This is a genomic window from Pseudomonas cistanchae, assembly GCF_054483635.1.
Genome location: NZ_JBTLWN010000007.1, coordinates 83,684 through 107,184, shown reverse-complemented (window position 1 = coordinate 107,184; position 23,501 = coordinate 83,684). Strand labels below are relative to the sequence as shown.

General features: G+C 63.7%; 25 protein-coding genes. 8 read left to right on the top strand and 17 right to left on the bottom strand.

Annotated features, from left to right (window positions below):
* Positions 1-194: 194 nt before the first annotated feature.
* The 11 genes from lipB to ACX0MV_RS18545 form a co-directional block, all read right to left on the bottom strand.
* Positions 195-848: a lipoyl(octanoyl) transferase LipB gene (lipB, locus tag ACX0MV_RS18595; protein WP_458983985.1), complete on the bottom strand. Its 654-nt coding sequence runs from the start codon at positions 846-848 to the stop codon at positions 195-197.
* Complete coding sequence (locus tag ACX0MV_RS18590) at positions 848-1,123, bottom strand: DUF493 domain-containing protein (protein ID WP_458983984.1); 276 nt, start codon at positions 1,121-1,123, stop codon at positions 848-850. Before ACX0MV_RS18590 ends, lipB begins: the two co-directional genes overlap by 1 nt.
* 71 nt (positions 1,124-1,194) lie before the next feature.
* Positions 1,195-2,370, bottom strand: coding sequence for a D-alanyl-D-alanine carboxypeptidase family protein (locus ACX0MV_RS18585; RefSeq protein WP_458983983.1), 1,176 nt, complete (start codon positions 2,368-2,370; stop codon positions 1,195-1,197).
* A gap of 119 nt (positions 2,371-2,489) precedes the next feature.
* The gene (locus ACX0MV_RS18580; RefSeq protein ID WP_458983982.1) at positions 2,490-3,494 is read right to left on the bottom strand and encodes a septal ring lytic transglycosylase RlpA family protein; all 1,005 of its coding nucleotides are present in this window, start codon (positions 3,492-3,494) and stop codon (positions 2,490-2,492) included.
* Complete coding sequence (gene mltB, locus ACX0MV_RS18575; protein ID WP_458984222.1) at positions 3,494-4,504, bottom strand: lytic murein transglycosylase B; 1,011 nt, start codon at positions 4,502-4,504, stop codon at positions 3,494-3,496. The genes ACX0MV_RS18580 and mltB overlap by 1 nt, the downstream gene beginning before the upstream one ends.
* 16 nt (positions 4,505-4,520) lie before the next feature.
* Positions 4,521-5,666, bottom strand: a complete 1,146-nt coding sequence (gene rodA, locus ACX0MV_RS18570; RefSeq protein WP_458983981.1) for a rod shape-determining protein RodA — start codon at positions 5,664-5,666, stop codon at positions 4,521-4,523.
* Positions 5,656-7,551: a penicillin-binding protein 2 gene (gene mrdA / locus ACX0MV_RS18565; protein ID WP_458983980.1), complete on the bottom strand. Its 1,896-nt coding sequence runs from the start codon at positions 7,549-7,551 to the stop codon at positions 5,656-5,658. The genes rodA and mrdA overlap by 11 nt, the downstream gene beginning before the upstream one ends.
* Before the next feature lie 24 nt (positions 7,552-7,575).
* Positions 7,576-8,043: a 23S rRNA (pseudouridine(1915)-N(3))-methyltransferase RlmH gene (gene rlmH, locus ACX0MV_RS18560; RefSeq protein WP_458983979.1), complete on the bottom strand. Its 468-nt coding sequence runs from the start codon at positions 8,041-8,043 to the stop codon at positions 7,576-7,578.
* Between the two features lie 11 nt (positions 8,044-8,054).
* Positions 8,055-8,426, bottom strand: a complete 372-nt coding sequence (gene rsfS, locus ACX0MV_RS18555; RefSeq protein ID WP_458984221.1) for a ribosome silencing factor — start codon at positions 8,424-8,426, stop codon at positions 8,055-8,057.
* A 37-nt stretch (positions 8,427-8,463) separates the two neighbouring features.
* On the bottom strand, positions 8,464-9,108 hold the full coding sequence (nadD, locus tag ACX0MV_RS18550; RefSeq protein WP_458983978.1) for a nicotinate-nucleotide adenylyltransferase: 645 nt from the start codon (positions 9,106-9,108) through the stop codon (positions 8,464-8,466).
* Complete coding sequence (locus tag ACX0MV_RS18545) at positions 9,101-10,369, bottom strand: glutamate-5-semialdehyde dehydrogenase (protein ID WP_458983977.1); 1,269 nt, start codon at positions 10,367-10,369, stop codon at positions 9,101-9,103. The genes nadD and ACX0MV_RS18545 overlap by 8 nt, the downstream gene beginning before the upstream one ends.
* Before the next feature lie 207 nt (positions 10,370-10,576).
* Between ACX0MV_RS18545 and ACX0MV_RS18540 the strand changes: the two genes are divergently transcribed.
* Together ACX0MV_RS18540 and ACX0MV_RS18535 are read left to right on the top strand one after the other, a co-directional pair.
* Positions 10,577-11,293 (top strand): DNA-3-methyladenine glycosylase, encoded by a 717-nt coding sequence (locus ACX0MV_RS18540; protein ID WP_458983976.1) that lies wholly within the window; start codon positions 10,577-10,579, stop codon positions 11,291-11,293.
* Positions 11,290-12,612 carry a bifunctional DedA family/phosphatase PAP2 family protein gene (locus ACX0MV_RS18535; protein WP_458983975.1) on the top strand — a complete coding sequence of 441 codons (1,323 nt, stop codon included), beginning with the start codon at positions 11,290-11,292 and terminating at the stop codon, positions 12,610-12,612. Before ACX0MV_RS18540 ends, ACX0MV_RS18535 begins: the two co-directional genes overlap by 4 nt.
* On the opposite strand, the gene ACX0MV_RS18530 is transcribed toward ACX0MV_RS18535, so the two are convergent.
* The 3 genes from ACX0MV_RS18530 to ACX0MV_RS18520 are packed head-to-tail and all read right to left on the bottom strand — an operon-like array spanning position 12,609 to position 14,285.
* On the bottom strand, positions 12,609-13,199 hold the full coding sequence (locus tag ACX0MV_RS18530; RefSeq protein ID WP_458983974.1) for an LON peptidase substrate-binding domain-containing protein: 591 nt from the start codon (positions 13,197-13,199) through the stop codon (positions 12,609-12,611). The genes ACX0MV_RS18535 and ACX0MV_RS18530 overlap by 4 nt on opposite strands.
* A gap of 10 nt (positions 13,200-13,209) precedes the next feature.
* Positions 13,210-13,926, bottom strand: a complete 717-nt coding sequence (locus ACX0MV_RS18525) for an LrgB family protein (protein ID WP_458983973.1) — start codon at positions 13,924-13,926, stop codon at positions 13,210-13,212.
* A complete protein-coding gene (locus tag ACX0MV_RS18520; protein ID WP_458983972.1) occupies positions 13,923-14,285 on the bottom strand; it encodes a CidA/LrgA family protein in 363 nt (120 codons plus the stop codon). Before ACX0MV_RS18520 ends, ACX0MV_RS18525 begins: the two co-directional genes overlap by 4 nt.
* A 237-nt stretch (positions 14,286-14,522) precedes the next feature.
* On the opposite strand from ACX0MV_RS18520, the gene ACX0MV_RS18515 reads away from it, so the two are divergent.
* From ACX0MV_RS18515 to ACX0MV_RS18490, 6 genes are all read left to right on the top strand, one after another.
* Positions 14,523-14,978, top strand: a complete 456-nt coding sequence (locus ACX0MV_RS18515; protein WP_458983971.1) for a MaoC family dehydratase — start codon at positions 14,523-14,525, stop codon at positions 14,976-14,978.
* A 148-nt stretch (positions 14,979-15,126) separates the two neighbouring features.
* The gene (locus ACX0MV_RS18510) at positions 15,127-16,845 is read left to right on the top strand and encodes a C13 family peptidase (protein ID WP_458983970.1); all 1,719 of its coding nucleotides are present in this window, start codon (positions 15,127-15,129) and stop codon (positions 16,843-16,845) included.
* Positions 16,846-16,875: 30 nt separating this feature from the next.
* On the top strand, positions 16,876-17,517 hold the full coding sequence (locus ACX0MV_RS18505) for an oxidoreductase (protein ID WP_458983969.1): 642 nt from the start codon (positions 16,876-16,878) through the stop codon (positions 17,515-17,517).
* A 25-nt stretch (positions 17,518-17,542) separates the two neighbouring features.
* Positions 17,543-17,899, top strand: coding sequence for a DUF5629 family protein (locus ACX0MV_RS18500; RefSeq protein WP_458983968.1), 357 nt, complete (start codon positions 17,543-17,545; stop codon positions 17,897-17,899).
* On the top strand, positions 17,886-18,497 hold the full coding sequence (locus tag ACX0MV_RS18495) for a class I SAM-dependent methyltransferase (protein ID WP_458983967.1): 612 nt from the start codon (positions 17,886-17,888) through the stop codon (positions 18,495-18,497). Before ACX0MV_RS18500 ends, ACX0MV_RS18495 begins: the two co-directional genes overlap by 14 nt.
* Positions 18,498-18,562: 65 nt before the next feature.
* Positions 18,563-21,166 (top strand): EAL domain-containing protein, encoded by a 2,604-nt coding sequence (locus ACX0MV_RS18490; RefSeq protein ID WP_458983966.1) that lies wholly within the window; start codon positions 18,563-18,565, stop codon positions 21,164-21,166.
* A gap of 10 nt (positions 21,167-21,176) precedes the next feature.
* On the opposite strand, the gene ACX0MV_RS18485 is transcribed toward ACX0MV_RS18490, so the two are convergent.
* The 3 genes from ACX0MV_RS18485 to mpl are packed head-to-tail and all read right to left on the bottom strand — an operon-like array spanning position 21,177 to position 23,451.
* Positions 21,177-21,473: a YceK/YidQ family lipoprotein gene (locus ACX0MV_RS18485; RefSeq protein WP_458983965.1), complete on the bottom strand. Its 297-nt coding sequence runs from the start codon at positions 21,471-21,473 to the stop codon at positions 21,177-21,179.
* Complete coding sequence (ubiX, locus tag ACX0MV_RS18480) at positions 21,466-22,098, bottom strand: flavin prenyltransferase UbiX (RefSeq protein WP_458983964.1); 633 nt, start codon at positions 22,096-22,098, stop codon at positions 21,466-21,468. Before ubiX ends, ACX0MV_RS18485 begins: the two co-directional genes overlap by 8 nt.
* Positions 22,099-23,451, bottom strand: a complete 1,353-nt coding sequence (gene mpl / locus ACX0MV_RS18475) for a UDP-N-acetylmuramate:L-alanyl-gamma-D-glutamyl-meso-diaminopimelate ligase (protein ID WP_458983963.1) — start codon at positions 23,449-23,451, stop codon at positions 22,099-22,101.
* Between the last annotated feature and the right edge of the window lie 50 nt (positions 23,452-23,501).

The following is a 23,501-nucleotide window of genomic DNA, read 5'->3' as shown; positions in this document are numbered from 1 at the left end:
ACATCGGTCTCACCATAGGCCTCTGATGCGCGCAGCGCACACTACCGATCACAGTTGACCTAGCAGTTCGTAGGGTGCGCTGTGGGCACCAATACCTACATTGGTGCTGCCGCTGACGTGGTGCGCACGGCGCACCCTACCCACTGCGACCGCAGCAAGCAGTGTCATGCCCATGCCATGCCCGGGCATCGTGCCTAGCAGGCTATTGCGCCTGCCAGAGTTTGTTGCTGCGGATAGTCGAGATGCTTTACCAACTGTTCACGCAGGCGCGCGCTGACCTCGGAAATATCGATCTGACCGCCCACCTGATCGGCCAGTTGGGTCATTGCCATGCCGGCATAACCGCACGGGTTGATGCGCTTGAAGGGCTGCAGGTCCATGTCCACGTTCAGCGCCAGGCCATGGAAAGAACGGCCATTGCGAATACGTAACCCCAGCGAGGCAATTTTCGCCCCATCCACATACACCCCGGGGGCATCCGGCTTGGCATTGGCGCTGACGCCGTAGCTGGCAAGCAAGTCGATCAGGCTGCGCTCGATTCGGCTGACCAGCTCGCGCACGCCGATGCCGCTACGCCGAACATCCAGCAGCAAGTAGGCCACCAACTGGCCGGGACCGTGGTAGGTCACCTGGCCGCCGCGGTCGACCTGCACCACCGGAATGTCACCGGGAAACAACAGGTGTTCGGCTTTGCCGGCCTGGCCCTGGGTAAATACGGGGGAGTGTTCGAGCAGCCAGATCTCGTCAGCGGTCTGCGCATCACGCGTATCGGTAAAGCGCTGCATGGCGTGCCAGGTCGGCTCGTAGTCAACCTGGCCCAGCTCGCGAAAACCGAGCGGCAGGCCCATCAGAGCACCATGTGCACGATGCCCGTGGCGCGCAAGGCGCTGTTGATATCGCGCAACTGGTCTTCACCGGTTGCCTCGATGTGCAACTGCACGGTGGTGTACTTGCCATTGCGGCTCTGCCGCTCGGCCAGCGTGGTGAGATCGACCTTGGCATATTTGCTGAGGATTTCGATCACCGTGTCCCGGTAATTGACACCGCTATCACCGACCACCTTGATCGGGTAGTCGGCGCAGGGAAATTCGATCTTGTGCGAATTGACGTCGGTTTGACTCATGGCAAAACGGCCTCGTAAGCCGTGGCAACAACACGCCCCTGCAGGTCGGCAGAGGCGTGCCTGTCACGAAATCAGTTGAACAAGCCGAAGAAGAACAGGCGGATGCTGTCCCACACCCGGCGGAAGAAACTACCTTCCTCGACGGCTTCCAGGGCGATCAGGTCGGCACTGTGCACCACCTCATCCGCCAGCTTCACTTCAACTTTGCCGATCACATCACCTTGAGCGATCGGAGCTGTGAGCTGCGGGTTGAGAACCATCGTCGCTTGCAGCTTTTCCAGTTGGCCCTTCGGCAGGGTCAGGCTCAGGTCCTTGGCCAGACCGGCCTTGACCTGAGCTACGGTGCCTTTCCACACCTGCGCCTGAGCCAGTTCCTGGCCCTGCTGGTAGAAAGTGCGGGTTTCGAAGAAACGGAAGCCATAGGTCAACAGCTTCTGGGTCTCCGCAGCACGGGCCTGCTCGCTGACGGTACCGAATACAGAAGTGATCATCCGTGCGCCGTCACGTACCGCCGAGGCGACCAGGCAGTAACCCGCCTCTTCGGTATGGCCGGTCTTCAGGCCGTCAACGGTCTTGTCGCGCCACAGCAGCAGGTTGCGGTTGCCCTGCTTGATGTTGTTCCAGAGGAACTCCTTCTGCGCGTAGATCGCATAGTGTTCCTGGTCTTCGTTGATGATCGCACGAGCCAGGATGGCCATATCGTGAGCGCTGGAGTAGTGCTCGGGATGCGGCAAACCGGTGGAGTTCATGAAGTGGCTATTGCTCATGCCCAGACGCGCAGCGGTTTCGTTCATCATGTCGGCGAAGGCATCTTCGCTGCCGGCGATGTACTCGGCCAGGGCGATGCTGGCGTCGTTGCCGGACTGGATGATCACACCGTGCAGCAGGTCGTCCACGGTGGCCTGACTGTTCAGCGGCAGGAACATGGTCGAGCCGCCGGAGGCGGCGCCACCGGTGCGCCAGGCGTGCTCGCTGATCGGCACCAGGTCCTGCTCGCCGATCTTGCCCTTGCGAATTTCCAGGGTGGCGATGTACGCGGTCATCAGCTTGGTCAGGCTGGCCGGCGGCAGGCGCTGGTCACCGTTGTTCTCCACCAGCACCTTGCCGGTAGCGGCATCCAGCAAGACGTATGATTTGGCGGCCAACTGCGGTGCAGAAGGAATCGCTTGCTGATTGGCCAGGACGACCGGTGCGTTGAGCAGGAAAAGCGAAAGGAAAACGCGTTGCGCAAAACTGGTGATATTCATCCGTCTCTCTGAATGGTTGGGTGATCAACAGGCCCCGGAGGGCAAGTCAGGTGCCGAGCAGCGAACCCTACGCCGGCTACGGTTGGTGCTTAGTCATGTGGCACGCCGAGAAGTGCCGGTCAGTCGGCACTTACCACGGTCGATTGGCCGAGGTTGGCCACGCGCAGGCTGTCGCGCAACTGCTCAGCCTCGGTTCGGCTGCCCAGCGGTCCCAGGCGAACCCGGTGCAGGATTTGCTGGTCGCGTATCACTGAGCTGATGAACACCGGCGCAGTTACCGACTCGCTCAGCTTGGCCTTGAGCAGCTCCGCAGCGTCCGGATTGGCGAAGGCTCCCACTTGGAGATACAGGCCAGAGGCTCCGATTGAATCGTTTTTTTTTGCGTCGATCTGCACGGGCACCACCGCGGCGGCATGCTGCTTCGGGGGCGGTGAGTATTGCTCGAACGGCTGGGCCGCGGGTGCCGGCTCGGCTTTCACCTGCGCGACTTGCTGCGGGGCGGCCAGCACCATCGGCACCGGACGGCCCTGCTGTGCCCACCACTCGTGCGGGTCGATGCCTTCTACCTTGACCCGCGCCGTGCCGCTTTCGGCATAGCCGAGTTTCTTCGCTGCGGCGAAGGACAGGTCGATGATCCGGTTGGAATAGAACGGGCCACGGTCGTTGACCCGCAGGATCGCACTCTTGCCATTTTCAAGGTTGGTCACCTTGACGTAGCTCGGCAGCGGCAAGGTCTTGTGTGCCGCCGTCATGCCGTAGAGGTCATAGGTCTCGCCGTTGGCGGTCGCCTGGCCATGGAACTTGGTGCCATACCAGGACGCCGGACCGACCGCCTGGTAACGGCGAGCATCCGGGATCGGGTAATACTGCTTGCCAAACACGGTGTAGGGGCTGGCCTTGACCTTCCCGTAATGCGGCATCGGCACAGCGTCCGGAATACGCGAGACATCGACGTCCCACCAGGGCGCGCCGTCGCGGTGCGGCCGATTGAAATCGCCTGGCCCGGAAATCGCGCCGCCCGCCTGCACGGGTGCGACGGGCTGCGGCGCGCGCGTCGACGAGCAACTGGCAAGCACCAAGGCCAGGGCGCCACAGGCGGCGAGTTTGAACGGCAAACCAGGCATCAAAGAGTACCTCGCGCATCGACCAGCAGCTCGGCCAGTTGGTTGACGGCCATGGCGTACATCACGCTGCGGTTGTAGCGGGTGATGACAAAGAAGTTCGGTAAGCCTAGCCAATGTTCGCGGCCTTCGGCACCTTCGAGACGAAACGCCGTGACGGGCAGGTCTTCACGCAGCGGATCGTTGCTGACCCAGCCCAGGCTGCGCAGCTCACCGACATTCTTGACCGGGTCGAGCCCAACGGTGAGGCCCTGCTCGGCCTGTGCGCCGGTTACGTTGGCGGAGCTGACCACCGGCTCGCCGGGCTGCCAGCCATGACGCTTGAAGTAACTGGCGACACTGCCGATGGCATCCACCGGATTGGTCCAGATGTTGATGTGGCCGTCGCCGTCGAAATCCACGGCGTAGGCGCGAAAGCTGCTCGGCATGAACTGCGGCAAGCCCATGGCGCCGGCATAGGAGCCCTTCAGGGTAAGCGGATCGACCTGCTCTTCGCGGGCCAGCATCAGAAACTCGCGCAGCTCCTTGCGAAAGAATGGCGCGCGTGGCGGGTAATCGAACGCCAGGGTCGACAGGGCATCGACCACCCGGTAGCTGCCGGTATTGCCGCCATAGGAGGTTTCCACGCCGATGATCGCGACTATGACCTGCGGCGGCACACCGTATTCGGCTTCGGCGCGGGCCAATGCGGCCTCATGCTCCTGCCAGAACTTGACCCCACCGGCGACGCGCGCATCGGTGATGAAGATCGGCCGATAGTCCTTCCATTGCTTGACCTTCTCGGCGGGGCGGGAAATCGCGTCGAGGATGGCTTGCTTGCGTTCGGCCTGGGCGAAGACGTCGACCAGCTGTTCACTGGCAAAGCCGTAGTCGCGGGTCATTTCAGCGATAAATTCCGCTACCTGTGGAGCCTGGTCGTAATCGGCCGCGAGCGCCGGTTGGACCGCGGCGAAAACGCTGGCCAGACCTAGCCAAGATGCTTGTCGAGCGGCCCAGCCACGCAATACCTGCATTGAATTCATAACCCAATTAACCCTGTGTCATCCACTTCCGATGCGTGTGGATCGACATCAAAATGCCAAACCCTGCGAGCAGCGTGATCAGCGACGTACCGCCATAGCTGATGAACGGCAGTGGGACTCCCACCACCGGCAACAGCCCACTGACCATGCCGATATTGACGAAGACGTAGACGAAGAACGTCATGGTGAGCGCGCCGGCGAGAAGCTTACCGAACAGCGTCTGCGCTTGCACGGTAATCACCAAACCGCGTGCGATCAACAGCAGGTAAACCAGCAGTAACAAACAGACGCCCACCAGACCGAACTCTTCGGCCAGCACCGCGATGATAAAGTCCGTGTGGCTTTCCGGCAAAAAATCCAGGTGCGACTGGGTGCCGAGCAACCACCCTTTGCCGAACACGCCGCCCGAGCCAATGGCTGCTTTCGATTGGATGATATTCCAGCCGCTGCCGAGCGGATCGCTTTCCGGGTTGAGGAACGTCAGCACGCGCTGCTTCTGATACTGGTGCATGACGAAAAACCACATGCCGACCGCCACGGGCACCACCGCGGCGATCGCCCCGAGAATCCAGCGCCACTGCAGGCCGGCGATGAACAGCACGAAGGCACCGGAGGTGATGATCAGCAGCGAGGTACCCAGGTCAGGCTGCACCAGAATCAGCGCGAACGGCACTATGATCAGCGCCATGCTGACGCACACATGTTTGAAGCGCGGCGGCAGGCTGCGTTTGGACAGGTACCAGGCGATGGTCGCCGGCATGAGGATCTTCATAAATTCTGAAGGCTGGAAGCGAATCACCCCCGGAATGTTGATCCAGCGGGTGGCGCCCATCGCGTTGTGGCCCATGACGTCCACCACGATCAGCAAGGCGACGCCGCCCAGGTAACCCAGCGGCACCCAGCGCGCCATGAAGCGCGGGTCGAACTGGGCAATGACCAGCATGCCGACCATGCCGATGGCGAACGAGCTGGCTTGCTTGGTCAGCAAGTCGATGTTCTTGCCGCTGGCCGAATACAGGATGAACAGGCTACCGGCGGCCAACACCAACAACAGCACCAGCAGAATGCCATCGATATGCACCCGCTGCAGCAGCGTCGAGCGCCGCTTGAGCAAATCGTCGGTCGACAGGTTACGGTCGAAATTACTGTTCACCTAAGCTGACCTCTGTACTGACGGGCGGCGCGAACTCGGCCTTCAACTGGCCATTTTCATCGAGCAGCCAGGCATCCATGACCTGCTTGACCACCGGCGCGGCCACGCCCGAGCCGGATTCGCCGTTTTCCACCATCACCGCGACGGCGATCTGGGGGTTTTCCGCGGGCGCAAAGGCCACGAACAACGCATGGTCGCGATGGCGCTCCTGCACCTTGCTGCGGTCGTACTTTTCGCCCTGCTTGATCGCCACCACCTGCGCCGTGCCGCTTTTACCGGCAATCCGATACGCCGCGGTGTCGCCGACCTTGCGCGCGGTGCCGCGCGCACCGTGCATGACTTCTTCCATGCCGCGACGGGCATGATCCCAGAACGCCGGATCGCGCAACACGATGTCGGCCGGCGGGTCGCTGTCCACCGGCTTGCGGCCTTCGATGCTTTTCGCCAGGTGCGGGCGAATCCACTTGCCTTCGCTGGCCATCAGCGCAGTGGCCTGGGCCAGCTGCAGCGGGGTGGTTTGCATGTAGCCCTGTCCGATGCCAAGGATCACGGTTTCCCCCGGGTACCAGGCCTGGCGATAGCGCGCGCGCTTCCAGTCCCGCGATGGCATGAGCCCTGCGGTTTCCTCGAACATGTCCAGCGATACGCGTTGGCCAAGGCCGAACGCGGTCATGTACTGGTGCATGCGGTCGATGCCGAGCTTGTGCGCAAGGTCGTAGAAATAGGTGTCGTTGGAACGCGCAATCGCCAGCTCCAGGCTGACCCAGCCGTCCCCGCTGCGGTTCCAGTTGCGGTACTTGTGGCTGTGGTTGGCCAGTTGATAGAAGCCCGGGTCAAAGACCCGCGACGTGGGCGTGATCACCCCGGCATCCAACCCCGCCACGGCCATCATCGGTTTGATGGTCGAACCCGGCGGATACAGGCCACGCAGTATGCGGTTGTACAACGGTCGGTCGATGGAGTCGCGCAGCGCTGCGTAGGCCTCAAAGCCGATACCGGTCACGAACGGGTTGGGGTCGAAGCTCGGCTGACTGACCATCGCCAACACTTCGCCGGTGCTCGGCTGAATCGCTACCAGTGCGCCGCGACGGCCGCCCAGCGCTTCCTCGGCGGCCTTTTGCAGGCGCACGTCGAGGGTCAGCACGATGTCCTTGCCCGGCAGCGGGTCGGTGCGCTTGAGCACGCGCAACACCCGGCCGCGGGCATTGGTCTCCACTTCCTCGTAGCCCACTTCGCCGTGCAGCTGGTCTTCGTAGAAACGCTCGATGCCGGTCTTGCCGATATGGTGGGTACCGCTGTAGGCCACGGGGTCGAGCTTGGTCAGTTCCTTCTCGTTGATCCGCCCGACATAGCCCACCGAGTGGGCGAAATGCTCGCCGAGCGGGTAATGCCGCACCAGTTGCGCGACCACCTCGACACCGGGCAGACGGAACTGATTGATGGCGATGCGCGCAATTTGCTCTTCGCTGAGTTCGAACAGCACCGGCACCGGCTCGAATGGCCGCCGTCCCTGACGCACGCGCTTTTCGAACAGGGCACGGTCATCGGCGCTCAGTTCGAGCACCTCGACGATCACATCCAGCACCTCGCGCCACTCACCCGCGCGCTCGCGCGTCAGCGTCAGGCTAAAGCTTGGCCGGTTGTCGGCAATGATCACGCCGTTGCGGTCGAAGATCAGCCCGCGGTTGGGCGGAATCGGCTGAATATGGACGCGGTTGTTTTCCGAAAGCGTCGAGTGATATTCGTACTGCACCACCTGCAGGTAGTACATCCGCGCCACCAGCACGCCGGTCAGCAGCATGAACAGCAACGCGCCGAACACCACGCGCTTGCGAATCAAGCGGGCGTCCTTCTCGTGGTCTTTCAGGCGTATGGGCTGAGGCATCGGCTACTGCTGATTATCTGCTGATTATTTGTGGTACGGGTGACCGGACAACACCGTCCAGGCCCGGTACATCTGTTCGCCGATCACGATCCGCACCAGCGGGTGCGGCAAGGTCAATGGCGACAACGACCAGCGCTGTTCGCTGCGTGCTTGCACCTCCGGCGCCAGACCTTCCGGGCCGCCGACCATGAGGTTGACGGTACGCGCATCCAGGCGCCACTTTTCCAGCTCTGCGGCCAGCTGTTCGGTGCTCCAGGGCCGCCCCTGCACTTCCAGGGTGACGATGCGCTCGCCCGGCTGAACCTTTGCCAGCATGGCTTCGCCTTCCTGACGGATCATCCGCGTCACGTCGGCGTTCTTGCCGCGAGTCGTCAATGGGATTTCCACCAGTTCCAGCGCCAGCTCGGGCGGCATGCGCTTGGCATATTCCTGCCAGCCATCTTCCACCCAACGCGGCATCCGCGAGCCCACGGCGATCAGTCGGATACGCACCGCTGCAGCCCTTAAGCCTGCTCCGGGCCCGGTTCCGAACTGAACTGCGCGCGCGATTGCTCGGCGCCCTGCCACAGCCGCTCAAGGTCATAGAACTGGCGTGCGGTCGGCAGCATCACGTGCACAACGATGTCGCCGAGATCAAGCAGTGCCCACTCGCCGGTGTCCATGCCTTCGGTACCGATCGGGCGCACGCCCTGCTCCTTGACCTTCTCCAGCACGTTGTCGACCAGCGACTTGACGTGACGGCTGGAGGTGCCACTGGCGATCAGCATGAAGTCGGTGATGCTGGTCTTGCCGCGCACATCAATGGTGGTGATGTCCTGCGCCTTGATCTCTTCCAGGGCAGCGGTGGCCAATTTGACCAGGTCTTCGCTGAGCATTTTTGCGTTTGTCATAAGTAACTCGTTTGCCTCGTGTTCAGTTCGACGCACGGTACAGCCCGTGCGCATTGATATAGGCCAGGACCGCGTCGGGCACCAGAAAGCGCACCGACTTTCCGCGCGCCAGCAATGCGCGGATCTGGGTGGCAGAAACCGCCAGGGGCGTCTGCCAGATAAAGGAAATCTGCCCACCTGGCCCTTCCAGCGCCAAGGGGTCACTCACCGTACGTGCCGCTAGCAGGTTGCGCAGCGCCTCCGGCGCTTCGCTGTCCGCATCGGGACGCTGCAGCACCAGGATATGGCTATGGCGCAGCAACTCTTCCCAACGATGCCAGCTCGGCAACCCACAAAAGGCATCCCAACCCAGCAGCAGAAACAGCTGATCGTCATCGGCCAACTCGCCGCGCAGCGACTCCAGGGTGTCGATGCTGTAGGACGGCATGTCGCGCTGCAGTTCGCGGTCATCCAGGCGCAACAACGACACACCGGTGACCGCCTGCTCGACCATCGCCAGGCGATCGGCCGCGCTGACCTGCGGGGCGCTGCGATGGGGCGGGCGCGCGTTGGGAATCAGGCGCACTTCGTCGAGCAGCATGAATTCGGCGACTTCCAGGGCGCTGCGCAAATGACCGATGTGCACCGGGTCGAAGGTCCCGCCCAATATGCCGATGCGCTTAGCCATTCTGCCCGCGCAGTTGACCGTCGCCGATCACCACATATTTCTCGCAGGTCAGCCCTTCCAGGCCAACCGGCCCACGGGCGTGCAGCTTGTCGGTGGAAATGCCGATCTCGGCGCCCAGGCCATACTCGAAACCGTCGGCAAAGCAGGTCGGGGCGTTGAGCATCACCGAGCTGGAATCGACCTCGGCGAGAAAACGCCGGGCCTGCCCCTGGTGCTCGGTGACGATCGAGTCGGTGTGGTGGGAGCCGTAGTGGTTGATGTGTTCGATGGCCTGATCCAGCCCGTCGACTACCCGGATCGACAGAATCGCCGCCAGGTACTCGGTGTGCCAGTCCTCTTCACTCGCCGGCGCCGCGTCGATGATCGCGCGGGTACGCTCGCAACCGCGCAGCTCGACGCCTTTCTCGCGCAGCTGTGCGGCCATGGCGGGCAGAAACTCGGCGGCTATCGCCTGATCGACCAGCAGGGTCTCCATCGCGCCGCAGATGCCGTAGCGGTAGGTCTTGGCGTTGAAGGCGATGCTGCGCGCCTTGTCCAGGTCCGCATGGGCATCGACATAAACGTGGCAGATGCCGTCCAGGTGCTTGATCACCGGCACCCGCGCGTCGCGGCTGATGCGTTCGATCAGACCCTTGCCACCGCGCGGCACTATCACGTCGACGAAGTCCGGCATGCTGATCAAGGCGCCAACGGCCGCGCGGTCGGTGGTCTCCACCACCTGCACGACCGCAGCGGGCAAGCCGGCTTCAGCCAGGCCACGCTGGATACAGGCGGCAATCGCCTGGTTGGAATGAATGGCTTCGGAGCCGCCGCGCAGGATGGTAGCGTTGCCCGACTTCAGGCACAGACTGGCGGCATCAATGGTCACGTTCGGCCGCGACTCGTAGATGATGCCGATGACGCCCAGGGGCACGCGCATCTTGCCGACCTGAATACCCGACGGCCGAAAACTCATGTCGCGCATCGCGCCAACCGGATCGGGCAAGCCCGCAACCTGGCGCAATCCCTCGATCATGCCGTCGATCCGCGCGGGCGTCAGCGCCAGGCGATCAAGCAATGCCGGCTCCAGGCCATTGGCGCGGCCAGCGGCCAGATCCAGTTCGTTGGCCGCGCCCAGCTCGCTGCGGGCAGCATCCAGAGCAGCGGCAGCAGCCAGCAAGGCACGGTTCTTCTGCCCGCTGCTGGCGCGGGCGATCACGCGGGAAGCCTGGCGGGCGGCCTGTCCCAGGCGGGTCATATAGTCGAGCACGGACTCAGTCATGGCAGCGGGGTCTGGCGGCTGGAAAAAGTCGCTGAGTATACCGGTCGCGCGGCCTCACGCCCAGCAGTGCCCGGCGGATGGTAAACAGCCAGATGCATCACCAGCGTGCCGCGCCGTGAGCACCGCTTTAATCCGCCCTTTTTAAGCTGTGCTTAAGAATCTTGTTGCTATGATTCGCGCACTTTCCGGCACAACCTGTGAAGGCGCATGCACGACCCATCTTCCCCCGAGTTGCCCTGGCCGGGCGCCCGACCGCTCAACGACGCCTTTTTCGACCGCGACGCGCAACTGGTCGCCCGCGAGTTGCTGGCCAAGGTGCTGCGTCACCGCCAGGGCGACCTCTGGTTGAGCGCACGGATCATCGAGACCGAAGCCTACTACCGCGACGAGAAAGGCAGCCATGCCTCGCTGGGCTACACCGAAAAGCGCAAGGCCCTGTTTCTCGACGGCGGACACATCTACATGTACTACGCCCGCGGCGGGGACTCGCTCAACTTCAGCGCCCAGGGCCCCGGCAATTCCGTGCTGATCAAAGCGGCCTATCCCTGGCTGGACGCACAATCGGGAGCGGCCAGCCTGGCCCGCATGCACGCAAACAGCCCGGATGCACAAAGCCGCCCGCGCTCCCTGAAAAAACTCTGCGGCGGGCAGACGCTGTTGTGCAAAGCCCTTGGCCTGAAAGTGCCGGAGTGGGACGCCCGACGGTTCGACCCGCAACGTTTCTTTGTCGACGACGTAGGCGTCCAGCCCGAGCAGATCGTGCAAACCCGCCGCCTGGGCATCCCCCTGGGGCGCGATGAACACCTGCCGTATCGTTTTGTCGATGCCGCCTACAGCCGCCACTGCACGCGCAACCCACTGCGCCGTGGGCAGGTCGAAGGCTGCGACTTTCATCTGATAAACCCGCAAGGAGAGCTTCCATGAGCGAGTGGATCGCCAGTTTGACCACCTGGCTCACCGCCAATCCACAATGGCTCGGCATCTCGATTTTCGTGATCGCCTGCATCGAGTGCCTGGCCATTGCCGGGATCATCGTCCCCGGCACCGTTCTGCTGTTCGCCGTTGCCGTGCTGGCCGGCAGCGGCGCGCTGACGCTGTGGGAAACCCTGGCGCTGGCCTACTTCGGCGGGCTGCTGGGCGACGCCTTGTCCTACACCCTGGGGCGCTACTTTCACCAGGACATCCGCCGCCTGCCTGGCCTGCGCCACCACCCGGAGTGGCTGGCCGGCGCGGAGAGTTACTTTCAGCGCTACGGCGTCGCCAGCCTGCTGGTCGGACGCTACATCGGCCCGCTAAGGCCCATGTTGCCGATGGTGGCGGGCATGCTGAACATGCCGCTGGGGCGCTTTATCGTGGTCAGCATGATCGCGGCTGCCGGTTGGGCGATTGCTTACATGCTGCCAGGCTGGGCGACCGGCGCGGCGCTGCGCATGCCGCTGCCGGAAGGTTTCTGGCCTCAGGCGGCGATCCTGGCTGGCGCGATTGCCCTGCTGGTTGGGGTCAGCGTGAACAGCAGCATGCGCCAGCACCGCCACACCAGCCTGCTTGCCGCAGGGCTGAGTCTGGCGCTGCTGATTGGCCTGTTTATCGGCTGGCCTCGGCTGATCCCCCTCGACGAAGGTCTGCTCACGGTTCTGCAAGCCCAGCGCAGCGCCAGTTTCGACACCCTGATGGTACTGACCACGCGCCTCGGCGACTTTCGCACCCAGGTCGTGGTCGGAGTGCTCCTCACGCTCCTGCTGCTGGCCGTGAAACAGTGGCGCGCCGCCTTGTTCGCAGGCACTACATTGCTGGGTACTGCGCTCGCCAACGGCACGCTGAAGGCGTTGTTCGCCCGGAATCGACCCGAGGTCCTGTTAGAGCCGCTTGGCAGTTTCAGCTTTCCCAGCGGCCACAGCTCCGCGGCGTTCGCATTCTTTCTGGTGCTCGGGGTGTTGGCCGGACGCGGTCAGCCATCGCGCCTTCGTCTGACCTGGCTACTGGTGGCCTGCCTGCCTGCGGCGGCAATCGCGTTGTCGCGGGTCTACCTAGGCGTGCACTGGCCGAGCGACATCATCGCGGGCGCGCTGCTGGCCTGCACCCTGTGCGCACTGAGCCTGGCGCTGCTGGAGTGGCGAACACCACTCCAGCCGCTGTCGGCGAGGGTCTGGTGGTTACTGTTGCCCGCCTGCCTGGGCGTGCTTGGTGCGATTGCCACCTGGCAGCTTTCCGAAGGCATGCTGATGTACCGCACCCAGGGTTAGGCGTTCAGTTCGCCCTGTAGCTGATCGAGCAACTGCTGCAATACGCCGAGCCGCTCCTGGGGCGATTCGAGCGCCAGCAGTTGCACCTTCTGCTCTGGCTCCAGCGGCAGCAGGTATGCCAGCTGGTTGGCCAGGGCCGACTGGCCGCTGACCTCATCGTCCATGCCCAGCGCAGCTACCATCGGGTGCGCAGCCAGGGCATGGCGCAGGGCGACGAGGTCCTGATGCTCGGCATCGAGCGGCTGTTCGGCCGGCTCGTCCAGCCAGTGCACATCCGCCATCGTCAGACGATCCGGCAGCACCTGCGCATGCTGCACCCTGAAGCGCCGTCCGCCCTCGACGCGAATGCCGAGCAAACCATTGGGGCGCTGCTGAAAGTCGCAGATGCGCGCCTCACAGCCGATCGCGGCGAATCGCTCGGCTGCTTCGCCGGTTTCCTCGCCCTCGACGATGCACACCACGCCAAACCCTTCGCCCTGCTTCATGCACCGGCCAATCATGTCCAGGTAGCGCGCCTCGAATATCTGCAGATCCAGCGCGCAGCCGGGAAACAGTACGGTGTTGAGTGGGAACAGCGGCAGATTCATCAATCCATCCTCATGCCAGAAAAATAATCGCCAGCGGCAACAACACCGCTGTGACCATGCCCATCAGGCTCATCGCCAGTGCGGCAAACGCGCCGCACTCCTCGCTTTCCTGCATGGCCCGCGAGGTGCCGACGGCGTGCGCGGTCATGCCCAGCGCCATGCCCATCGCTGCGTGATGACGCACGCCGCACAGCTTCAAGAGAGATGGACCGATAATCGCGCCGATAACTCCGGTAATCATCACGAACACCGCCGCGAGGGCGGCGATGCCACCGATCTGGCTGGCCACCAGCATCGCGATCGGCGAGGTAACCGATTTCGGCGCCATGCTCATCAGCATGATGTGCTCGGCACCAAACCACCACGCCAGCGCAACGCCCAGCACCGTGGCCACGCTACCGGCGACCAGCAGCGTCAACACGGTGGGCCAGAACAACTGGCGAATCCGCCGCAGGTTGAGAAACAGCGGCACCGCCAGCGCCACCGTGGTCGGGCCGAGGAATAGCGTCAGGGCTTCGGCGCTGACCTTGTACTCGGCGAAGCTCAGGCCGCACAGCAGCAGCACCGCGATTACCAGCAGCATCGACACCAGCACCGGCTGCAGAAACACCCAGCGGGTTCTCTCGTAAGCGGCGATGGCCAGTTGGTAAGCGCCCAGGGTGACGCCCGCGCCGAACAGCGGATGGTGCGTAACGGCCTGCCAGGCGCCGTACCAGTCCGGACTCATACGTCCTCCCGACGGCGCTGCTGGCGCTCGATCAGTTTCTGCATCATCCAGCCGGCGAACATCACCGAGAGCATCAACGAGAGCACCAATGCGCCAACCACCGCCCAGAAATCCGCGGCTATCGCGCCGGCATACGCCATTACGCCCACGGCCGGCGGGACCAGCAGCAACGGCAGGTACTTGAGCAGGCTGCTCGAGGCCAGGTGCAGCGGCTCGCCGACCTCGCCGCGCAGCAGCAGAAAACAAAACAGCAGCAACATGCCGATGATCGGGCCCGGCAGCATCGGCAACAACAGGACATTCAGCGCGGTGCCGAGCAATTGGCACAGCACCAGCCAGGACAGGCCGCGTAACAGCATGGGGGAAGTCTCCGAATCGGGTGACGCAGGCGTAACGGCACGCCGAAGCGCGCATGGGGTGGGCCAAGCCGGCGGCCGGACCAATCGCCGTCATTATAGGCCGCCAACGCGCTGCGCTATAACCTGCCATTCAGCATCGCGCGAAGCGCTTGACCCGACGCACTCGCCCATGATGATCTAGCGCCAGAGCGGTTTTACCGACAAAAACAACAAAACCCGTCTCCTCAAGGAGTGACTATGCCCTTAGTACCCGCGACAGAACTCAACGATTATGTAGGCAAGGAACTTGGACGTTCCGACTGGTTGACCATCGACCAGGAACGTATCAACCAGTTTGCCGAATGCACCGGCGACCACCAGTTCATCCACGTCGATCCAGAAAAAGCCAAGCTGACCCCTTTCGGTACCACCATCGCCCACGGTTTTTTGTCGTTGTCGCTGGTGCCGATGCTGATGGAAGGCATCATGATCATGCCCAAGGGCATGAAGATGGCCGTCAACTACGGCCTCGACAGCGTGCGTTTCATCCAGCCGGTCAAGGTTGGCTCCAAGGTTCGCCTGGTCGTGACGCTGGTCTCCGCCATCGAGAAAAACCCAGGCCAGTGGCTCCTCAAAGCCCGCGCCGTGCTCGAAATCGAAGGCCAGGAAAAACCGGCCTACATCGCCGAGCCCCTGACGCTCTGCTTCGTATAACCGCCTGACCCGCAAACGGGGCGCTCGATCTCGCGATCGACGCCCCGTTTTGCATTGCTCTGCGTACCCATCGTCTCTGCGTACTGGCGCACCGCGCGGCAGCGCGTTTAGGACATACTCTGCCGACCTCCTTGCCTGGATCTCCGTCATGCGCTGCCTCGCCACCCTGGCACCCCTCAGTCTGGCCTTGCTCCTCGTCGCCTGCGGTGACGCCCCTTCGTTGCTACCCGCCGATGCCACGCTGCCGGATGGCGGCAAATACCGTGGTGAGATCGTCGATGGCCTACTCCAGGGCCAAGGCAGCCTCGATTACCCGGACGGCAGCGGTTACACCGGCGAGTTCAAGGATGGACGCATGCACGGTGTGGGCGAATGGCAGGACCGCCACGGCCGCTATGAAGGCGACTTCCAGAACGGCGAATTCCTTGGCCAGGGCACCCTGGAATACCGCAATGGCGGCCGCTATGAAGGCGGTTTCAAAAATGGCAAATTCGCGGGCGAAGGCGTGTTCACCCACGGCGAGCTGGTTTACCGCGGTCAGTTCAAGAACGACCTATTCCATGGCGCCGGCAAACTGGAGAGGGCCGATGGCAGCAGCCACCAGGGCCAGTTCAGCAAAGGCCAGCCACACGGCCAGGGCGTCAGCCGCGATGCTTATGGCGATCAGATGACCGGCGAATTCAGCAAGGGGCAGTTGAAGGGGCCGGGCAGCTACGTCGGGGCTGACGGCGACCTCTACTCGGGCGACTTTCGGGATGGCCAGTTTCACGGCAAGGGGCGTTACCAGAGCGCAGGCGGCGATGTCTGGAGCGGCACGTTCCGCGAAGGCAGGCTGAGTGGCGAAGGCCTTTTCAAGGGTGCTGACGGCGTTCAGTACAGCGGCCAGTTCGTCGGCTGGGTGTACCACGGCAAGGGCCACCTGAACCTGGCCGACGGCAGCGTCTATGTGGGCGAGTTCGCTGACGGCGAGTATGCCGGTCAGGGCGTGCTGACCCTGGCCGACGGCACCCGGCAGGCCGGCACCTGGCTCGCCGGCCAGCGCATACGCGATGCCGAGCAGCAGGCGCTGCCCGATCCGCTGGAGCACGGCCTGCTGGAACAGGGTCGCCTGCTCGATGACGCACTGGCCGCGATACCCGCCTCGACGCCCGCCATCGAACTCTATGCCCTGACCCTGGCCGGCGACGGCAAGCAGAGCGTGTTCATGCGCGAAGCCGATTACGTCGCCACGCTGCTCGACGAACGCTTCGCCGCCCACGGCAGCCTGACCCTGGTCAACCACCGCGATCACCTGGCGGACCGCCCTCTGGCAACGCGCGAGAGCCTGTCGCGCGCCGTCCAGGCATTGGCCGAGCGCAGCGGGCCGGAGGATCTGATCTTCATCTATCTGACCAGCCACGGGTCGAGCAGCCACGAACTCAATCTCGATCAGCCGCGCCTGCAGTTGAACGACCTACCCGCCAGCGAACTGGCAGCCCTGCTCAAACCGCTGCAGGCGCGGCGCAAAGTGCTGGTGATCTCGGCCTGTTATTCCGGCGGTTTCATCCCGCCTCTGAAAGACGACAACACCCTGATCATGACTGCCGCCCGCGCCGACCGCGTGTCGTTCGGCTGCTCGGAGGAAAACGACTTCACCTACTTTGGCCGCGCGCTGTTCGCGGAAGCCCTCAGCCAGACCGACGACCTGCAACGCGCATTTGAACTGGCCAAGCAAGCCGTGGCCAAACGAGAAGAGGCAGACGGATTTGAAGCCTCGGAGCCGCAACTCTGGGCTCCGCCAGCTGTGCTGAAGCAATGGGACAGGCTGCGCGCTCAACAGGCGGCGACGGCGCAGACCAACCCCGACAAACCGGCGGCCAGCCACTAAGCTGAACACATCAGCGGAGACCCCACACGTATGTATCTAACGCCCCAGCACATCCTTCTCGCAGGTGCCTCCGGTCTGACTGGCGAACACCTGCTGGATCGCCTGCTCAACGAGCCCACGGTTGCCCGCGTGCTCGCACCCAGTCGCCGACCGCTGGCGGAACACCCGCATCTGGAAAATCCGGTCGGCGAACTGCTGGGACTGCTGTCGCAATTGAGCGGCCAGGTCCACACCGCGTTCTGCTGCCTTGGCACCACGATCAAGCAGGCCGGCTCGCAGGAGGCCTTCCGGGCCGTCGACCACGACCTGGTGCTGGCATTCGCCGAACGCGCCCGCGCCCTCGGCGCACGTCACCTGCTGGTGATCAGTGCCCTGGGCGCCGACGCCACGTCCTCGGTGTTCTACAACCGGGTCAAGGGGGAAATGGAAAACGCCCTGAAAGCCATGGACTGGCCGCAACTGACCCTCGTCCGCCCCTCGCTGCTGCTCGGCCCGCGGAGCGAATTCCGCCTTGGTGAACGCCTTGCCGCGCCGCTGATGCGCTGGCTGCCGGGCAAATACCGCGGCATCGAAGCCACCGTGCTCGCCCGCGCACTGTGGCGCCTGGCGCTGGAGGAGGAAGATGGCGTGCGCGTCATCGAGTCCGATCAGTTGCGCCGCCTGGGCCGTTAAAGCCTCCTTTCCTTACGAGACCACCATGAGCACACCTCACAGCAGTCTGATCGAAGCCCTTGAAGCGGCTGACATGCTTGAAATAAACGACCTGCACGCCTGGCAGTTCACACTCGACAAGGAGCTGCTGGCCCAGGTCAGCTCCGGCTCGGCCAGCGCCAGCAGCCAGACCCAGGTACTGCTGAGCATCGAATGCATTGATGGGCGCGACCGGCGTCACTGGCAGTTCTCCTTTGCCACGGTGATGGCGGCGCAGTTCGATGCCGCCAGCGACAGCTGGAGTCTCAGCGAAGCTGGCGAAACCCATCGGCTCAAGTGCTTTGCTGCCATCAGCGCGGATAACAGCGACGACGAAGCCGACGCCGCCCATGACGTTATATGACCGCTATGTCCTGCCACGCCTGATTGATTTCGCCTGCGGCATGGGCGACGTGATGAAGGCCCGCGCCACCATCGTGCCCCGCGCCGAGGGCCGGGTGCTGGAAATCGGCATCGGCAGCGGGCTCAACCTGGCGTTCTACGATGCGGCCAAGGTCAGCGCCATCGTTGGCGTCGACCCCAGCGCCGAGATGCAGAAGCTGGCCAGGTCCCGCGCCGCCCAGATCAGCATTCCAGTGAAAATGATCGCCCTGGAGCTGAATCAGATTCAGGCCAGGGACGCCAGTTTCGACAGCATCGTCTGCACGTTCACCCTGTGTACCATTCCCGACGCCCTGGCCGCGCTCAGGGAAATGCGCCGCGTGCTGAAGCCGGAGGGGCGCCTGTGGTTCTGCGAGCATGGCCTGGCGCCGGACGCCGCAGTGGTGCGTTGGCAGAACCGTCTGACCCCGCTGTGGAAGCCAATGGCCGGTGGCTGCCACCTCAACCGTGACATTCCCCGGGTGCTCGAAGCGGGCGGCTTTGTCCTTGGCGAACTGGATAGCCGCTACCTGCCAGGCCCCAAACCCATGACCTTCGTCTATCGCGGCTGGGCACATTGATCGCGGGGCGTCAGTCCGCCCTCGAACGCGTGCACCGACCCCGACTCAACGTACAGGTGCGAATCTTGTCTACTGCTGCCGGATACAGCTCCACCGCGCCCATCAAGCCACGGTCGCCGGCCTGGTTGCCTACCGCCGTGCTGATGCTGCTGATGTTTTCGGCCGCGGCCATGGGCCAGCACACTGAGGTTCGCGTCGGCGTGTACGACAACGCGCCGAAAATCATGCTCGACGCGGACGGCAAGCTGTCGGGGATCTTCGGCGACCTGCTCGGTGAAATCGCTCGCCAGGAGAACTGGCGCCTGATCATCGTCCCCTGCGCCTGGCAGGACTGCCTGGAGCGCACCGCCCGCGGCGAAATCGACCTGCTGCCTGATGTTGCGCCCAACCCCGCCCGCGACCGCGTGCTGGATTTTCACAAGGTGCCGTCACTGGTCAGCTGGTCGCAGCTGTACCGGCGCAACGATGTCGCCCTGAACTCCGTGCTCGACCTGGAGGGCATGCGCATCGTGGTGCTGGCCGGCTCCATTCAGCAGGACTACATGAAAAGCCTGCTCGAAAGCTTCAGCCTGAAAGCGCAGCTGATCCCCATGCAGCGACTGGAGGAGGGTTTCGAGTGGGTCGCCAGCAATCAGGCCGATGCCGTGGTGACCAACCAGCGCTTTGGCGACTTTCATGCGCCGCGCTTCCAACTGCGCGCCACGCCGATCATGTTTCAACCGACCCAGCTGTTCTACGCGACCCGTGAAGGGCAGAACGCGGCGCTGTTGAGCACCATCGACCGCTACCTGCTGAAGTGGCAGGACGCGCCCTCCTCCTTCTACTACCGCACCCTGCACAACTGGGGCGGCGAACGCCCCCGGGTCTTCATTCCACAGGCCGCCTGGTGGGGCCTGGCAATCCTGTTGTGCCTGCTGCTGGCGTCCATCGGCGGCGCCCTGCTGCTACGCCGTCAGGTGGCCCGGCAGACCCGCCATCTGCTGGCCAGCGAGCAGCGCCTGAACACCATTCTCGACAGCGTCGAAGCCTACATCTACATCAAGGACCCGCAGCTCAATTATCAGTACGCCAACCGCAAGGTCTGCGAGCTGTTCGGTCGCCCACTCGAGAAGGTGGTCGGCTGCAGCGACAAGGATTTCTTCGACGACGCCACCGCCGCCAACCTGAATGACAACGACCTGCGCGTTCTCCGGCTTGGCGAGCGGGTGGAAACCGAAGAGATCAACCGCGCCCAGGAAGACGGCCAGGAGCACACCTTTCTCTCGGTGAAACTGCCGTTGCGCCACGCCGATGGCCGGATCTACGCGTTGTGCGGCATCTCCACAGACATCAGCGAACACAAGCGCAACCTCGAACAGATCCACCAGCTGGCCTTCTATGACCCGCTGACCGGCCTGCCGAACCGCCGTCTGCTGATCGATCGCCTGCAACACGCCCTGGCCCAGCGCACGCGCAGCCGCAAGGAGGGCGCGCTGCTGTTCATCGACCTGGACAACTTCAAGGACCTCAACGATACCCTTGGCCACGACATGGGCGACCGCCTGCTGCAGCAGGTGGCCCAGCGTCTGCGCCAACACGTGCGCGAACAAGACACCCTGGCGCGCCTGGGTGGCGATGAGTTCGTGCTGATGCTGGAAGACCTGAGCCTGAATCACGACACCGCCATTCAGCAGCTGGAAAGCGTCACCCGCAAGATCCTGCAGGCGCTCGCGGTGCCTTACGCCCTTGGCGAGCGTAGCTACAGCAGCACCGCCAGCATCGGCGTCGCGCTGTTCTCCGACGACCACAACACGGTGGATGAGCTGCTCAAGCGCGCCGACCTGGCCATGTACGAGGCCAAATCGAGCGGCCGCAACACGCTGCGCTTCTTCAACCCGGAAATGCAGGCGCAGGTCAGCGCCCGCGCGGACCTTGAAAACGACTTGCGCCAGAGCCTCAGCGAGCGGCATTTCACCCTGCACTACCAGCCGCAGGTCGACGAGCAGGGCCGCTTGTTCGGCGCCGAAGCCCTGGTGCGCTGGCAGCACCCGCGTCGCGGGCTAGTGCCCCCTGCGCAATTCATCCCGCTGGCGGAAAGCAACGGCCTAATCCTGCCTCTTGGGCGCTGGATCCTCTACACCGCCTGCCAGCAGTTGGTGGCCTGGGCGCACGTGGCGGAAATGCGCGAACTGCACCTGGCAATCAATGTCAGCGCCCGCCAGTTCCATCACCCCGACTTTGTGGGCGACGTACTGGCGGCCCTGGATGAAACCGGCGCCAACCCGCAGCGCCTGAAGCTGGAGCTGACTGAAAGCCAACTGATTGAGGACGTGGAGGCGATGATCGCCAAGATGACCCAGCTCAAGGCGCGCGGCGTGTGCTTCTCGCTGGACGATTTCGGCACCGGCTATTCGTCGCTCAGTTACCTCAAGCGTCTGCCGCTGGACTACCTGAAGATCGATCAGTCCTTCGTCCGCGATCTGCTGATCGCGCCCAGCGACGCCGCCATCGTGCGCACCATAGTCGCGCTGGGCAGCAACCTGAACCTGCAGGTGATCGCCGAGGGGGTGGAAACCCGCGAGCAGCACGAGGCGCTGCTGAGCCTGGGTTGCCGCAAATTTCAGGGCTATCTGTATGGCCGGCCGGCGCGGGTCGAACACCTGGAACAATGGCCCAGCCGCAAGGTATGAAGCGCCGGCGCTAGAGACTGCCGCTGATACCGAGTTGCACGCCCAGCGCGGTGGCCAGCGACAACGGCAGCAACAGCGTGTCCAGCAGTGCACTGGCAGGCAGATCGAGGCCCGCGTAGCGCGGGGCTTCGGCGCCGAAGCGATCCAGCGGGCAACAGCCGCCGTTCAGCGCGTACCAGTCAAGCCGAGTGCCGGCGTATACCACCGGCGCCCCTGGTTTTGCCGCGTCCAGGGTGCGCGCCGTGGCGCAGCCGCCGAGCTGCAGGGCCAGCAGCATCAGTAATAGCTTGCCCGGCCGGTCAGTCATCGGGGCTGATCTGATGGTGCTCGCCCCAGCGCGGCAGCATGTCCTGGGGAACGCCCAGGCAGTTGAGGATCCGCGCGACGACGAAGTCGATCAGGTCATCGATGGTCTGCGGCTGGTGATAGAAGCCCGGCGAGGCCGGCAGAATGGTCGCGCCGAGGTTCGAAAGCTTGAGCATGTTCTCCAGATGGATGCTGGAAAACGGCGCCTCGCGCGGTACCAGAATCAGCTGACGACGCTCCTTCAAGGCGACATCAGCAGCGCGTTCGATCAGGTTATTGCAGGCCCCGGTGGCAATTGCCGACAGCGTGCCGGTGCTGCAGGGCACCACCACCATCGCCGAGGGGGCGCCAGAGCCGGAGGCCACCGGGGCCATCCAGTCTTCCTTGCCATATACGCGAATCTGCCCCGGCGCGGCGCCGGTGTACTCGCTCAAGAACGCCTGCATCGCTTGCGGTTTAGCCGGCAGGCTGACATCGGTTTCGGTGGCCATCACCAGCTGCGCGGCCTTGGAAATCAGAAAGTGCACCTCACGCTCTTCCTGCACCAGGCAATCGAGCAGGCGTAGGCCGTACTGAGCTCCCGATGCTCCCGTCATAGCCAAGGTAATACGTTCAGGACCGGACATTTACCCCTCCAGGGCCGCAGCCAGCTTGCCATGCAAGCCACCAAAGCCGCCGTTGCTCATCACCACGATCTGGGTGCCCGGCGCGGCTTCGGCCTTGACCCCGGCAATGATCGCTTCCAGAGAGTCGCAAACCTGGGTCGGCACGGTCGACGTGGCCACGGTGCCGGCCAGGTCCCAGCCGAGATTCGGCGGTGCGTACCAGTACACCGAGTCAGCCTGCACTACGGATTCAGGCAGCCCATCGCGATGCGCGCCGAGCTTCATCGAGTTGGAGCGTGGTTCGACGATGGCGATCAATTTGGCGTCGCCGATGCGCTTGCGCAGGCCATCCAGGGTGGTAGCAATCGCCGTCGGGTGGTGGGCGAAGTCGTCGAAGATGGTCACGCCATTCACTTCGGCGACCTTTTCCATGCGCCGCTTAGCATTGATAAAGCTGCACAGTGCGGCGATACCCAGCTCCGGCACCACGCCGACATGCCGCGCCGCCGCCAGCACCGCCAGGGCGTTGGCCACGTTGTGCTGGCCAGTCAGTTGCCAATCCACGGTGCCGGCAACCTTGCCCTCGAAACTCACCTCGAAGCGCGAGCCGTCGGCGCTAAGCAGACGCGCCTGCCATTGGCCGCCCTCGCCGGTGGTCTGTACCGGGGTCCAGCAGCCCATCTCGATCACCCGCTTAAGCGCAGGCTCGGTGGTCGGATAAATGATCAGGCCGTCGCCCGGAATGGTGCGCACCAGATGGTGGAATTGCCGCTCGATGGCCGCCAGATCCGGGAAGATATCCGCGTGATCGAACTCCAGGTTATTCAGGATCGCGGTGCGCGGGCGGTAGTGGACGAACTTGCTGCGTTTGTCGAAGAAGGCGCTGTCGTACTCATCGGCCTCGACCACAAAGAACGGCGTACCACCGAGACGCGCGGAGATACCGAAGTTCTGCGGCACACCGCCAATCAGAAAGCCCGGGCTCATGCCGGCATGTTCCAGCACCCAGGCCAGCATGCTCGAACTGCTGGTCTTACCGTGGGTGCCGGCCACCGCCATGACCCAACGGCCCTGCAGCACATGGTCGGCCAGCCACTGCGGGCCACTGACATAGGGCAGGCCCTTGTTCAGCACATACTCCACCGCCGGATTGCCGCGCGATAGGGCATTGCCGACCACCACCAGATCCGGCGCCGGGTCGAGTTGGGCGGCGTCATAGCCCTGGGTCAGTTCGATGCCCTGAGCTTGCAGCTGGGTGCTCATGGGCGGGTAAACGTTGGCGTCGGAGCCGGTCACGCGGTGGCCGAGTTCCTTGGCCAGCACGGCCAGCGAGCCCATAAAAGTGCCGCAGATGCCGAGAATATGGATATGCATGATTTACCTTGAAGGCGTCCTGAAAAACCTGGGAATAGGCGCGATAAAAA